This is a genomic window from Mycobacteroides saopaulense, from assembly GCF_001456355.1.
Taxonomy (GTDB): Bacteria; Actinomycetota; Actinomycetes; order Mycobacteriales; family Mycobacteriaceae; genus Mycobacterium; species Mycobacterium saopaulense.
Genome location: NZ_CP010271.1, coordinates 2,091,831 through 2,103,964, shown reverse-complemented (window position 1 = coordinate 2,103,964; position 12,134 = coordinate 2,091,831). Strand labels below are relative to the sequence as shown.

Genomic DNA, 12,134 nt, shown 5'->3' with positions numbered 1-12,134 from the left:
ATCGACGGCGCCTAGCTGGCGCCGAGTGAATGTAGTTGTGCGCGAAACACCTTTCCGCTCGCGTTACGCGGTATCTCGTCGAGCACGACGAACCGCTTGGGAACCTTGTAGCGCTCCAGCCCATCCCTGATATGGGCCTTGAGCGCGTCTTCGGACGGAGCGCAGGCGCCGGCCGCCGCCACCACAAACGCGCGCAGAACCTGCCCGTACTCATCGTCGGGCACTCCGATGACAACGGCATCGGCGATATCCGGATGGGTGGTCAGCCGGTCTTCCACCTCGCCGGGAAACACGTTCTCGCCGCCGGAGACGATCATGTCATCCGATCTGCCGTCGATGTACAGCCTGCCGTCGGCGTCAAAATGGCCCATATCGCCGGTGTTTACGTGTCCGTCGACGACCTCCTTGGCCGTGGGTCGGGCCGCCTTGTCGGGGGTGTAGCCCTCGTACTCCAGGCCACCGCGCACAAAGATCATTCCGGTCTCTCCGTCCGGAACCTCGCGCCGGTCCTCACTCAGGATGCGCACGGACACTCCCAGAGCCGTCCGTCCGATGGTGTTCGGGGCAGCGACAAGGTCTTCGGGCGCTGCGATGGCCACCACACCCGCCTCGGTGGAGCCGTAACCGTTGACCAGGATCGGCCCGAACGCGTTCAGCACGCCGGAGACCGTCGAGGAAGAGATCGGAGCCGCTCCGGTGACGATCAACCGCAGGGACAAGCCGCAAGCGATGCCCTTGTCAAGCCCCGGCAACGCCAGTATCCGCTGCAGCATGACCGGCACCGCCATCAGTACCGTGAGGCGCTCCCGTGCGATGTCCTCGATGGCCTGCGCGGCATCGAATCTCCTGCGGCACAGCGCGGTTCCACCAAGAGCCAACGGACCTAACAGTGCGGCCAGACCGAAGCCGTGGAAGAACGGGGGAGCCACGAACACACGGTCCCGGGAGCGTAGCCGCACCGTGGCCATCGCGGTCACACACATGAGCACCAGCTGGCGGAGCTTGATCGCACGCGGCACGCCCTTGGCCAGGCCTGTAGTGCCCGAGGTCAGCAGAGTGAGCTTGACCGCACGACTGACCCGCGGCGGTGTGGGGTGTCGTTGCCCGGCAAGATCATCCAGCGTGGGCAGGTCTTCGGCATCCGGGTTCTGGCGCCAACCCAACACGCGCAGTCCCTCGTACTGCGCGTCTCGCACCGCAGCTGCATACTCTTCGTCGAACACCAGCACATCGGGTTCGTGACGTCGCAGAATCGCCTGCAGCTGTTGAGGAGTCAATTCGGTGTTGATGAAGACCAGCTCGGCCCCGAGCTGAGCGCCCGCGATCATCGCCTCGACGAACCCGCGGTGATTGCGGCACACGATGCCGACCGACCGAGGAGCCGACGGCGCCAAAGCATACACCGATGCGGCAATGGCCTGCGCGCGCAGCTGCAGTTGACGATAGGTGAGCGGTCCGGAGTCGTCGATCAACGCGACACGGTCGGGAAAGCGAATCGCGCTGGCCGCCAACAGCAGGGCCGGTGTCGGGCCCAGCTGCCACAGGCTACGGGCCAGTGCGGCCACCGCGCGCGGCCCCATCGGCGTGAGCGCGCCCGAAGTGATCGCCGCAGGCACGGCGGCACCCCATTGCCTGACGCCCCGAGTGAAGTCATTCGGCATGAGCACCGACCTTCTCGGCGACGCCGATGCGAGCGACCTCGGATTGACCTGCGGCCACCCGGGACAGAGACGCTTGGGTGTCACCCAATCGGCGATAGACGAAACCGAGAATCGGCTCCATGGGAAACCGCAGCACCGGAGCCAATATCGCGAATGGGTGCCCGTAAACAGGAGTCAACGTTCTCGGCTTCTCGACCACCGCGCGGGCCAGGACCCGTGCGGCGTCGAACGGGGTCTGGCCGGGAAGCAAGCGCATCCACCTGCTGGGGGCACTCATCCGAGTATGCATGAGTCCCGCGTAGAACGTTGTCAGCGTGACGCCGTCGCCCCGGGCCTCCATTCCCACGGCACGCATCCAGATGTCGAATGCCGCCTTGGACGATAAGTAGAAGCCCCACTTGGGAACCACGCCGAACATCACACCCACTGTCGACACGTTCACGATGTGGCCGCTGCCGCGAGCACGCATCCCCGGTAGCAGCGCCAGGGTGAGCCGCATGGGGCCCACATAGTTGGCACCGGACGTCGCATTGACATCCTTGGGCCGGTCATAGGACAGGTGCACCGAGCGACGCAGAGATTTACCGGCGTTGTGGATTAGGTAGTCGACCCCACCGAAGTCGTGCAGAACCGCATCAGCGAACTCCGTCACCGACTCCTCGGATGTCAGATCAAGCTGGTAAACCGCCGCCTCACCGCCCTTTTCGGCGATTTCGGTAGCTACCGAGCGGAGCTGGTCCATCGATCGGGCGGCCAGCACCACCCGCGCACCGGCGTGTGCGAAAAGCTCCGCGGTGGCGGCTCCGAGGCCGTAGGAGGCGCCGGTGACGACAACCACCTTCCCGGCGACCTCGGCACGCAGACGCTCGACGTCCCGCAGACCACGTGGCCCGATCAGATAGGCCGCCGCGCGAGCGATCGGATGGTGAACAACAGAGGAGGGCCCGGAGGGTAAAAGCGTTGACATCTCGATACTTTCGGCTACTGGTTGTTGTTGGTGGCTGGCACGATCGACGCCAGGTCGGCGAACAGAGACAGCATCTGCGCGTCGGGCAGCACCGCATCGACGACCCGCTGACTCAGCTCGATATCCGGGTCCGATCGCACGGCACTGAGCACGGTGCCGATGAAATTGGCGATGATCAGATCGCGAACCGCGTCGCGCGAGATCTCATCGGTATGCATCCAATGCAGCACGATTCCCTCGATGAAGGACAGGCATCCACTGATCGCGGCGCGCAGCACCGGGGTCGATTCCGTGCCGGTGATCTCGACGGCCAACGCATGCGCAAGACGCTGCCGATGCTGCTCGCGCACGCAGCGCACCTCGGCATCGGCGACATCGGCGAGCAGCGCCTCGAAGGCACGCGGCTCTTGGTGCGCACGGTCCAGGAACTTGCCGATGCCGTCGGACAATCGCTGCAGCGCGGGGCCGCGCATCTGGACGAGATCGCTCCAGAATTCGTCGGCAGCCTGCTCCACGACCGCCAGGTAGAAACCACGCTTACCACCGAAGTGGTAGCTGATCGACCCCGCGGCCACCCCCAGGGAGCGGGCCACATCGACGATCGACACCTCGTCGTACCGGTGTGCGCTGAAGGCGACTCGGCCGGCCTCCAGCAGCGCGGCGCGTGATGCCACGCCTCTTTTGTTGCCGACCACAGCACCTCCAGTATTTGAATCTGATTCAGAAAGTAGTGCGGCCGTAGGCGAGGGTCAAGAGGTTTCTGAATCAGATTCAAATAATTTCGCGCGGCCCTCAATCCGGCGGGCAGCGCCTACAGTTGGTGACGTCGCCTGCGGCAGGCCACCGAAAGGATTCCGTTGTGACGGACATATCCGCATTCGCCGAACTCGTCGGCCTCGACCACGGCCTGTGCGTGTTGAGCACCGTTCGAGACGACAGCAGCGTCCAGTCCTCGGTCATCAACGCCGGCGTCATGCCGCATCCGCGAACCGGCGAATCCGTCGTGGCATTGGTGGCGGTAGGGGGCAGCCGCAAGTTAGACCACCTGCGGGCCGACCCGCGAGCCACCATCGTGGTCCGCGCCGGGTGGCGGTGGGTGACCGTTGAGGGAACCGCCGAGCTCGCCGGCCCTGACGACCCGTATCCCGGAGTCGATGACGAAGAGCTTCGACTCCTGCTACGCAACATCTTTGAAGCCGCTGGCGGCACGCATGACGACTGGGAAACCTACGACCGAGTGATGGCCGAGCAGCGCCGAACCGCCGTCTTGATTTCCCCGCGGCGCGTCTACTCCAACCCGGCGACCGGATAGTTCCTTACTTGTTCAGCACCACAAGCGGCTTGTCCTTGTCGACCACGTAGGTGGCGAGTTCGGACCCCTCGTCGTCGCCCACGTTGCGGACCGAGTGGAAGGTTTCGGCGGGAACAAACAGTACGTCTCCGGCCGTAACGGTCTTGGACCCTTGACCGTCGATGTCGTAGACCAGCGTGCCCTTGAGTACGTAGATGATCTCCTCGCCGGGGTGCTTGTGGCGCGCGGCCTGGGCTCCCGGCTGAAAGTCGACACGGGTCTGCAGGCTCTCTCGGCCCGGGACGCTCAGGTCGTGACGCTGCAAGTCGGTGCGGCTCACCGGATCACGTCCGGATTGAGTATCAGATGACGACCCACACGCGGCGGTCAGTGTCGCGACGCCGGCGCATGCGGCTATCGCGATCTTGCTACCCATGTTCATGCGATTGGTCCTTCCGGAAGGTTTGGTTCTGCGGACGTGAACGGCCGATTGTGGCGGACGCCCCGGTAGATGCCGCGCCTGACGATCCACGGCTGCAGCACACGCTCAATCGACCACGCGGGGAATCGGAATGCGTGTCCGGAGGGCCCGAAGACTTCCAGCCCGTCAGGCTGTACACCGAGCACCGAGCCCCATCGATGTCTCGGCGGTCGGTAGGTGCGTAATGCCCGGCCGCTCATCCCGGCGTGAACGTTATGGGCGACAAGACGATCGGCACGGTTCCGCGCGGAGCTGCGCAGCGGATCGGTGGCCGCGACATCGCCGACGGCGAACACATTCGGGTGATTCAGAACCTGCAGGTGCGGTGTCACCCGCACAAAACCGTGTTCGTCGAGTATCTCGGCGGGCAGCCAATCCGTGTTCGGCCGCACCCGGCCGATGGCCCACACCACCGCATCGGCGGAGGCTGGCGACTGCCCCGAACTCCACCGGACCGGCTCGGCCGTGATCCGATCGCACGTGAATCCGTCAGGGATGACGGCCCGGTGTCCGGGATGGAATACGACGCGTAGTTCACTCAGTCGCCGACGGATTCGGTCCCAGACTCTGGGTGGGTGCTGCGTCAGTGCGCGCTCACCGGGAAAGTAGAGACCGACACGCAGATCCGGCCATGTCATGGCCAGATTGGCGGCACTGCTTACCGCCGCGGCTCCACCTCCGATGACGATGGCGGTGCGCGCGCGGGCGAAAGTCTGGTGAGCCGCCCGCAGATCCGCGGCCACATCGGCATTTGACTGCATGACGGGCTGCCTCCAAAAACCATTGCTGACACCAGTCGAGACAATCAAGGTGTCATACGGTTCCGCCAGCTGCGAGCCGTCTCCGGTAGCAGCGAAAACCGTTCGGGCGCCGAGGTCCACGCTAGTCAGCATGGCGTGCACGGTGCGCACACGATCCAGCCCGTGGAACCGGTCGAAGGGGATCCAGTAGTTCTGCGCCCACTCCTCGGGCCGCGCGAGCCGCACGCCCAATTCTTGACCACTGACCAACGCGGGCTTGGTGGAGATGCCCACCACATCGTGGCGCCCAGCCAGCCGGATCGCGGTCAGCAACCCACTGTCGCCGAGCCCGGCTACGACGATCCGCCTGCGACTCACGCCGATGTCCGCGGCGGGCGTGGCACAAACCGGGACACCCGTCTGATCACGTCCTGGTACTCGGGGCGGCGCTGCAGGCTGCGCTGTTCCATCATCGGAATGCTGGAACCGAGGAACATGCCCAACATGCCTACCGCGCCCAGACTCAGCCACCACGCGTCGGCGGGGGAGACCGCAATGCCGAAGAGCGCCAGGGAAACCCAAAAACTGAACTCTCCGAAGTAGTTCGGATGTCGCGACCACGACCACAGACCTCGATCCATCACCTCACCGGGGCGACGGTCACGGGTGAACCGGTGCATCTGGGTGTCGGCGACCAGCTCCAGCGCAACCGCCGCGAGTCCGACGGCACACGCGATCGCGGTCAGCCACCCCACGTCGCCCCCTGGACGCGTCACGGTGACGTACGCCGGCACCATCCCCGCGAAAACCAGCAACGTGGGAATGAGATGAATGGCCACCAGGTCCACCAGGAATCCCCATCGACCCGCACTGGCACGCAGCATCGGATAGCGCCAATCCTCATGGTGCAGACCGGGAAACGCGTAAACCCAATTGGCCGTGAGCCGCACCGCCCACACCACGACCACCATCGCGACCAGCCAACAACGCACCGCGTGCACTCCAGACTGGCTCCACCAGTAGATCAACAGCAGTGGCGGTATCACGCTCCAATACGCGTCATAAAAACTCGAATTGCGGTACAGCCTGCTGAATACGAAGATCACCACGGTGGCCAGCACGTCGGCGATCAAGGAGTTCAGCCACATCCGCCCGGTACTCGGCCCCCAGAACAACCACAGGACACCCACGCCCACGGCGATCACGTAGGCGGCGCCGATCAATACCAGTGATTGCGACTTGCCCCGCACGACGGTCGCGCCTTTCCTTTCGGCATTCATGACGGGTGTTTCAGGCTTCTCGCAGCAGCGCGACCAGAAAGTCCGAGCCGTCGGTGAACGGCCGCAGATCCCAGGTTGACAGGAGTAAATCTGGGGCAAGCCCAGCCTCGGCGACATCGTCGAAGAATTGGCTGAATGCATAGTCGCGCCCGGCACCGAATCCGATGACCGCGCGACCGTCGCCCGCGAGATGTGTGCGCAGCCTGCCCAACACCCGCACGCGGGTGCTGGGCGCCAAGAAGGCCATCACGTTGCCCGCCGAGACGATAACGTCGAAAGGCTCGGTGATCCCGCGCGAGGGCAGGTCGAGTTCTGCCAGATCGCCGACGAGCCATTGTGGTCCGGGGTAGTCCTGTCCAGCCGCCTCGATGAGCGTCGGGTCGACGTCGACACCCACCACTCGATGCCCGGCCGCCGCCAAGAATCCGCCCACCCGACCGGAGCCGCAGCCTGCGTCGAGAATCCGGGCACCGCGAGGCACCAGGGCGTCCACAAGCCGGGCCTCACCTGCCAAATCTGCCCCCTCACGCGCCATCGAGCGAAAGCGCTCGAGGTACCACTGTGAATGATTCGGATCTGCCGCGACCTTTTGCATCCAGAGGCTCTGCTCGACCATGCCAGTCATTGTCGCAAGCAGTTGATGTGCCACGGATCAGACCTTACAAACGCTTCGACCAACGGCCGGAGATTCTCCGAATCCAGTGCTAATCTCAAGGTAACCCCGCAGGTCATTGCCATCAAATGGGGGAGGAGAATGCTTCATAGCGTATGTGTCACAGCCGTATTGGCGGCAGCGGTGGCGCTCGCCGCCCCGGCTCGAGCCGAGCCGTCGTGCCAGTTCTCCGGGGGCTTGGGCCCCGACGCCGCCTGCACGCAAGGCACTGATGACGATGTCACCTCACCCTGGATGTGGCCCGGCGATGACGACTTTGGGATCGGGTTCGGCGCACCCGGAATTGGCTGGCGCTGATCCGGCTCTAGACGAAACCCACATAGCCGAGCACACCCGCCGCAGCGACCACGATCAACGGATTCATCTTGGTGAAAATGAAGATCAGTGTGCAGATACCGGTCAGCGTGTAGGCATGCCAGTCGTGATCAGCGGCCCTGCTCATCACTAGAGAGGTCGCCAGGATCAAGCCCACCGTCAACGGCGCCAGTCCCTTCTCGATCGCTATGCGCCATTTCGAGTTCTGCGCGCGCTGCCAGAATCGGGTGACGGCGTACACCACCGACGCGGCCGGCAACACCATGGCGACCGTGGCGATGACACCGCCGATAATGCCTCCGACAACTCCGCCGACCGGAACGCCTGCGGCGTATCCCACCATCGCGACGATCAGAATGCTCGGCCCCGGCGTGGTCTGCGAGATCGAAAAGATGTCGGCGAATTGCGAATTGGACAACCAATGCTCGCCGCTGACGGCACGCAGATGCATCTCGGGTAGCACTGCGTTGCCGCCGCCGATGGACATCAGCGAGAGCGATCCGAACAGCAGCACCAGCTGCAGGTAGGTGCTCATGCGGGAACCTTTCTGGGCCATGCCCAGAAGATCGCCAACGGCGCAAGAAGCGCCAGGGTCCCCAGCAGGGGCCAGCGCACCAGTCCGTTGAGCGCAAAACTAGCCGTGAACAACAGGATCGGTATCAGACCGGTCAGGCATTTCTGTCCGGTCTTGATCACCATTGCCAGGGTGAGCGCCACCGCGGCGGCAGAGGCGCCGTGTAGCACCCCTTTGACCGCCGGTACCTCCTTGAAGCGAAAGTAGAAGTAGGACACCGTCAGTACCAGAACCAACGGGACCAGACACAGACCCACCACCGCGGCGACGGCGCCCAGGACACCGCGCATCTTGGTGCCGACGAAGACAGCCATATTGATCTGATTGGCACCCGGCAGGATTCGGCACATCGTCATCGCGGACAGGAACTCCTCTTCGCCCAGCCACTTTCGTTCGACGACGAGTATCTCTCGCGACCACGCCGACAGACCGCCACCGAATGAGGCCAGTGCGATGTGGTTGAACGTCCATGCCAACCGCAAGAGAGACACCCGCGGAACAGGCGGATCGGCGGTCTCGCTACTCATGCATCAATTCCGGGTCGTGCGGGAAGTCGTCCTCATGATGCCGAGACGAGTCGAGCGGATCGGGTGGCTCGTAGTGGTGGGACAGCTCCCAGTCGGTATCGAAGACGTCCTTCAGCCGGGCGATCACGAGCGGGTCGGTGATCGTGATCCCGAGTTCGCGACGCAAATCGAAGGCGCTGCGGTCGATGTTCATCGATCCCACCAACGCCCGGGTGTCGTCGGCGATGAGCAGCTTGGCGTGGACTCGCAGATTCTTCTGCTTGTGCACCTTCACGCCGATGCGACGCAAAGTCCGAAGCGATGCGAAGGTATCGAGGATGTCCCATTCGCTGATGCCGTGCTTGCCGCCGCACAGCACCCGCACCTTGACGCCCCGGTCGACCGCGGCGGCGACACGGTCCAGGATGACCGCGTCGACATACTTCGGGTGTTGTATGTCGAGCCGCGAGCGGGCCGCATCGATGAACTCGGCCATGTGGTATCTCGAATTCGCATTGCTCCACAGCAGACCTTCGAAGACGCGCGGCGCCCAATCCCGATGTTCCCAGTCCGCCTCGAAGACCTCGATGATCTGCTCCACATGGCTGGGCACAACCGTGACCACTCCGTAGTCGCGGGTCTGCGTGAAGTACTTCTCGCAGAGGTTGAAGGTCGCGACCAGCGCCGCCCGCCCATCGGCGACGATCGACTTTTCGTGTGTCACATAAAATTTCGGACTGGACCAGGCCACGTTCACCCCGGCGTCGGTGAGCTTCTCGAACGTGTCGTCGTTGGCGCGGTCACCGCCAGACCGTTGTGGGTTGAGCATCACCCGGACGTCCGCACCCGCTTTGCGGCGCGCGATCACCGCCTCGATCAAGCGTTCCTCGGTGAAGGTGAATTGCTTGATGAGAAGCGATGTCTCTGCACTCTCGATGAACTGCAGGACCGGAGCCAGTCCGTCATCCGGCTCGACGATCAGGCGGGGCGTGAAGGGGAGCACAACAGCAAAAGCTAGCACCAAGATCGTGCAGAGTTCTTCCATTGAAAATGAACACTTGAATGGCCCCCCACGCTCGGGAGTACTGGCTCAGCAACGAGACTGAACGCCAACGCAACTGGTACTAGGGCACCGCGGCGCGGCGCGGCGCGGGCTGCGCGGCGGGCCTGCGAAGAATCCGCGTCTTCAGTGCTATAGCTCGCTTCTCCACCACGAACCAACTCAGTGCGGCTACCGGAAGGGTGACTGCCGTTGCCAACACAAAGAACAGGATCAGATTCAGCCGCACCAACCCGAAACTGGCCAGTAGCTGCTGAATCGGGAATGCGTATATGTACACGCCGTACGAAAAGTCGTTGCGCAGTCGCGTCTTACGAATGAGCGCGCCGGAAACGATCAAGGCGTAGGCCAGCGGCAGGGCACCGATCACTCGATAGTTCTGCGTGAATCCGGACCCCAGCACGATCGCGATGCTCAGTGCGACCAACCACCAGCGGGCCGGGATCTGGTCTTGGTACTGATAGAACAACGCACCCGCAAGGAACACGACGAAGAACCGTGACAGCATCTGCGGCCAGGTGTACGCCCCCGGCGTGTACGAGAAGTATGCGGAACAGATCAGCGCGACGACGAGAAGAGTCGGAATGGTCCAACGCCGTTTCAATAGCCCGACAAAGCCGACCACTGAGACCATCACGTCACAGAGCAGGACAAAGAACAGCGTCCAGATCGATCCGTCCCACACTCCCGAATAGGGAACGTTGAGGGGAGTGCCGTCGATATCGAAGTAAGTCACGTTGAGCAGGGCGTTGTTCACCACGTATCCCAGCTCAGAGGAGAACGTGATCGACGTGTGTTGAACTCTTGCCGCAATCGGTGCGATGACGAAGGCGATCACCATCAGACATACCCACAGGCCCGGAAAGATCCGCAGGATGCGGGAGGTCCAGTAGTCCTTCAGGTTCGGACGGCGCATCCAGGCCGCGGTGATGAGAAATCCGGAAATGACGAAGAAGCCGTCGGCGAAAATGTCGCCCAGCAACCGCGTCACCGGCGCGTAGTCGATTTCGCGACCGGTGAGCGGCCACGAATGCCAGAAGACCACACCGACCGCGAGAATGAGACGCCATGTGGTGAGCGCGTTATGGCGCCGATCGAATACCTGCCCAAGCTTCATAAAACCCCCTTGGGCGCCCGACAAACATGCCTTTACTTTTGCAAAATGAACATACTGCACAATGCCCATCAGTGCCGGTCCTATCTGCACCCGAGGCCTTCCGGCAAGCTCCTGATCAAGCTGTTTGCCAATTTCCTCAGATCTGCCGTCGCCGGATAGATGAATTGAGTTGGCTAAACAACCTGCTTTGCCAATTCGAATGCCATGCAGGAAGCAGATATTGGGTAACAACGCGTACGACTAGCTCAGGGTTACATGGACGTGAGTGGACTTTCCTGCGGCCCGCCAATCGGAGCAAATTTCTCGGGGTGAATGCGTGCCCGACTAATCGTTTTGCTGTCGGGGCATGTCGAGATGGCCGGCTATTCGCGGAACAACAGAAGCAAGGTCTCGAGAACGCCCTGCAGCTCACGATCACGCCCGGCGGTGTCGTCTCGGTAGGCCAGGCATGTCAGAAGTCTGAAGTGCAGATCCGACACCGGTACGAGCACCAGCTCGTCATATTCCAGGGCGCTCGGTTCGCCCGGCGAAGGCACTGGCGCCAGGTTGAAGGCTTGACCCGATGCGATGCCTTGCTTGGCCAGTCCCGCATCACCGGGGGTGAATTCCGCGCGCGTCAGCTGACCGTGTTTCTCCAGCTCCGCTTCCACATCGCGCCGATACTCGGTATCGCTGTCGCGCCGGTCACCGATGTAATCGAGCGCGAGAAGTTCTGCTACACAGATAGATTCGCGGGACTGATACAGCGCCCGAGAAAGCACCGCCCCGATCCGCTGCTTCCACACGGTGGTATAGGAGAGCACGGTGGCCTGCGAGCTTGGCCTGACGAACCCGAAGTCCAGCCTTTCGTGCAGGATGCCGTCGATGATCTCAGAGCCGACCAGTGGCGCCTGCGTCAGCGTGAACTTCTCCGCATTGTCTTTCCCCAGTACCGTCAGCTTGTTCTGCAGCGTCGGAGGAAACCACGGGGGCACTCCGCAGGTTATTTTCCTTACCGGGAGCGGCCCCTTGGCAATCTCGTCGGGCATCTTGTCGAACTTCTCGATGATCTCCCGTGCAAGCGGCAGCAGCCTGGCGCCTTCACCGGTGAGCGTGACCGTACGCGTATCGCGAACAAACAGGTTCGCATTGAGGATTCGCTCCGCGTTACTTATCCGCCTGGTGAGGACAGGTGGCGTCAGATGCAGCTCTCGTGCCGCCTGGGCAAAACTCAATCGATTCGCAACCGCCACGAAGCAGCGCAAATCATCCAGATTCAGGCTGCGTACGCTCACGGTTTGAGCATATCGTCAGGGCGATCTTGATCGTCGCCCGTGGGACGGCTAACCCCTTCGGCACTTCTCACGATGATGATACGTACCGGAGAGAGAACCACGTCATCACGCTGACAACGGCGCACCGTTTCCTATCTCACGTACTGTCGCACGGCGCCCAAGCGCAGTACACAGGCCGGCGCCGCAGCGTGACCG

General features: G+C 62.9%; 14 protein-coding genes. 2 read left to right on the top strand and 12 right to left on the bottom strand.

All coding sequences use genetic code 11. The features are described 5' to 3' along the window. Positions 1 to 11: 11 nt before the first annotated feature. The 3 genes from MYCSP_RS10460 to MYCSP_RS10450 are packed head-to-tail and all read right to left on the bottom strand — an operon-like array spanning position 12 to position 3,323. Complete coding sequence (locus tag MYCSP_RS10460; protein WP_088413741.1) at positions 12 to 1,661, bottom strand: AMP-binding protein; 1,650 nt, start codon at positions 1,659 to 1,661, stop codon at positions 12 to 14. Further along, entirely contained in the window at positions 1,651 to 2,628 is a 978-nt protein-coding gene (locus MYCSP_RS10455; protein ID WP_083016654.1) for an SDR family NAD(P)-dependent oxidoreductase, read from the bottom strand. The genes MYCSP_RS10460 and MYCSP_RS10455 overlap by 11 nt, the downstream gene beginning before the upstream one ends. Positions 2,629 to 2,642: 14 nt before the next feature. Continuing rightward, complete coding sequence (locus MYCSP_RS10450) at positions 2,643 to 3,323, bottom strand: TetR/AcrR family transcriptional regulator (RefSeq protein ID WP_088413740.1); 681 nt, start codon at positions 3,321 to 3,323, stop codon at positions 2,643 to 2,645. A 164-nt stretch (positions 3,324 to 3,487) separates the two neighbouring features. Here MYCSP_RS10450 and MYCSP_RS10445 point away from each other — a divergent pair, with 164 nt between their 5' ends. Beyond that, on the top strand, positions 3,488 to 3,940 hold the full coding sequence (locus tag MYCSP_RS10445; protein WP_083016657.1) for a TIGR03618 family F420-dependent PPOX class oxidoreductase: 453 nt from the start codon (positions 3,488 to 3,490) through the stop codon (positions 3,938 to 3,940). Between the two features lie 4 nt (positions 3,941 to 3,944). Here the strand turns inward: MYCSP_RS10445 and MYCSP_RS10440 are convergent, their stop codons facing one another. The 4 genes from MYCSP_RS10440 to MYCSP_RS10425 are packed head-to-tail and all read right to left on the bottom strand — an operon-like array spanning position 3,945 to position 7,036. Then, positions 3,945 to 4,361, bottom strand: coding sequence for a cupin domain-containing protein (locus MYCSP_RS10440; protein ID WP_162266227.1), 417 nt, complete (start codon positions 4,359 to 4,361; stop codon positions 3,945 to 3,947). After that, positions 4,358 to 5,518 (bottom strand): FAD-dependent oxidoreductase, encoded by a 1,161-nt coding sequence (locus MYCSP_RS10435; RefSeq protein ID WP_088413739.1) that lies wholly within the window; start codon positions 5,516 to 5,518, stop codon positions 4,358 to 4,360. The genes MYCSP_RS10440 and MYCSP_RS10435 overlap by 4 nt, the downstream gene beginning before the upstream one ends. Beyond that, positions 5,515 to 6,420 carry a DUF1295 domain-containing protein gene (locus MYCSP_RS10430; protein WP_209435433.1) on the bottom strand — a complete coding sequence of 302 codons (906 nt, stop codon included), beginning with the start codon at positions 6,418 to 6,420 and terminating at the stop codon, positions 5,515 to 5,517. Before MYCSP_RS10430 ends, MYCSP_RS10435 begins: the two co-directional genes overlap by 4 nt. A 10-nt stretch (positions 6,421 to 6,430) precedes the next feature. Further along, complete coding sequence (locus MYCSP_RS10425) at positions 6,431 to 7,036, bottom strand: class I SAM-dependent methyltransferase (protein WP_083016872.1); 606 nt, start codon at positions 7,034 to 7,036, stop codon at positions 6,431 to 6,433. A 138-nt stretch (positions 7,037 to 7,174) separates the two neighbouring features. Between MYCSP_RS10425 and MYCSP_RS10420 the strand changes: the two genes are divergently transcribed. After that, positions 7,175 to 7,390, top strand: a complete 216-nt coding sequence (locus tag MYCSP_RS10420) for a hypothetical protein (RefSeq protein ID WP_083016664.1) — start codon at positions 7,175 to 7,177, stop codon at positions 7,388 to 7,390. A 7-nt stretch (positions 7,391 to 7,397) separates the two neighbouring features. Here MYCSP_RS10420 and MYCSP_RS10415 read toward each other — a convergent pair whose 3' ends face one another. The 5 genes from MYCSP_RS10415 to MYCSP_RS10395 form a co-directional block, all read right to left on the bottom strand. After that, positions 7,398 to 7,943 (bottom strand): chromate transporter, encoded by a 546-nt coding sequence (locus tag MYCSP_RS10415; RefSeq protein ID WP_083016668.1) that lies wholly within the window; start codon positions 7,941 to 7,943, stop codon positions 7,398 to 7,400. After that, the gene (locus tag MYCSP_RS10410) at positions 7,940 to 8,509 is read right to left on the bottom strand and encodes a chromate transporter (protein WP_083016688.1); all 570 of its coding nucleotides are present in this window, start codon (positions 8,507 to 8,509) and stop codon (positions 7,940 to 7,942) included. The genes MYCSP_RS10415 and MYCSP_RS10410 overlap by 4 nt, the downstream gene beginning before the upstream one ends. After that, complete coding sequence (locus MYCSP_RS10405; RefSeq protein ID WP_083016692.1) at positions 8,502 to 9,491, bottom strand: phospholipase D-like domain-containing protein; 990 nt, start codon at positions 9,489 to 9,491, stop codon at positions 8,502 to 8,504. The genes MYCSP_RS10410 and MYCSP_RS10405 overlap by 8 nt, the downstream gene beginning before the upstream one ends. Before the next feature lie 121 nt (positions 9,492 to 9,612). Next, complete coding sequence (locus MYCSP_RS10400) at positions 9,613 to 10,665, bottom strand: acyltransferase family protein (RefSeq protein ID WP_083016696.1); 1,053 nt, start codon at positions 10,663 to 10,665, stop codon at positions 9,613 to 9,615. Between the two features lie 362 nt (positions 10,666 to 11,027). Next, positions 11,028 to 11,939 carry a LysR family transcriptional regulator gene (locus tag MYCSP_RS10395; protein ID WP_088413738.1) on the bottom strand — a complete coding sequence of 304 codons (912 nt, stop codon included), beginning with the start codon at positions 11,937 to 11,939 and terminating at the stop codon, positions 11,028 to 11,030. Positions 11,940 to 12,134: the final 195 nt, after the last annotated feature.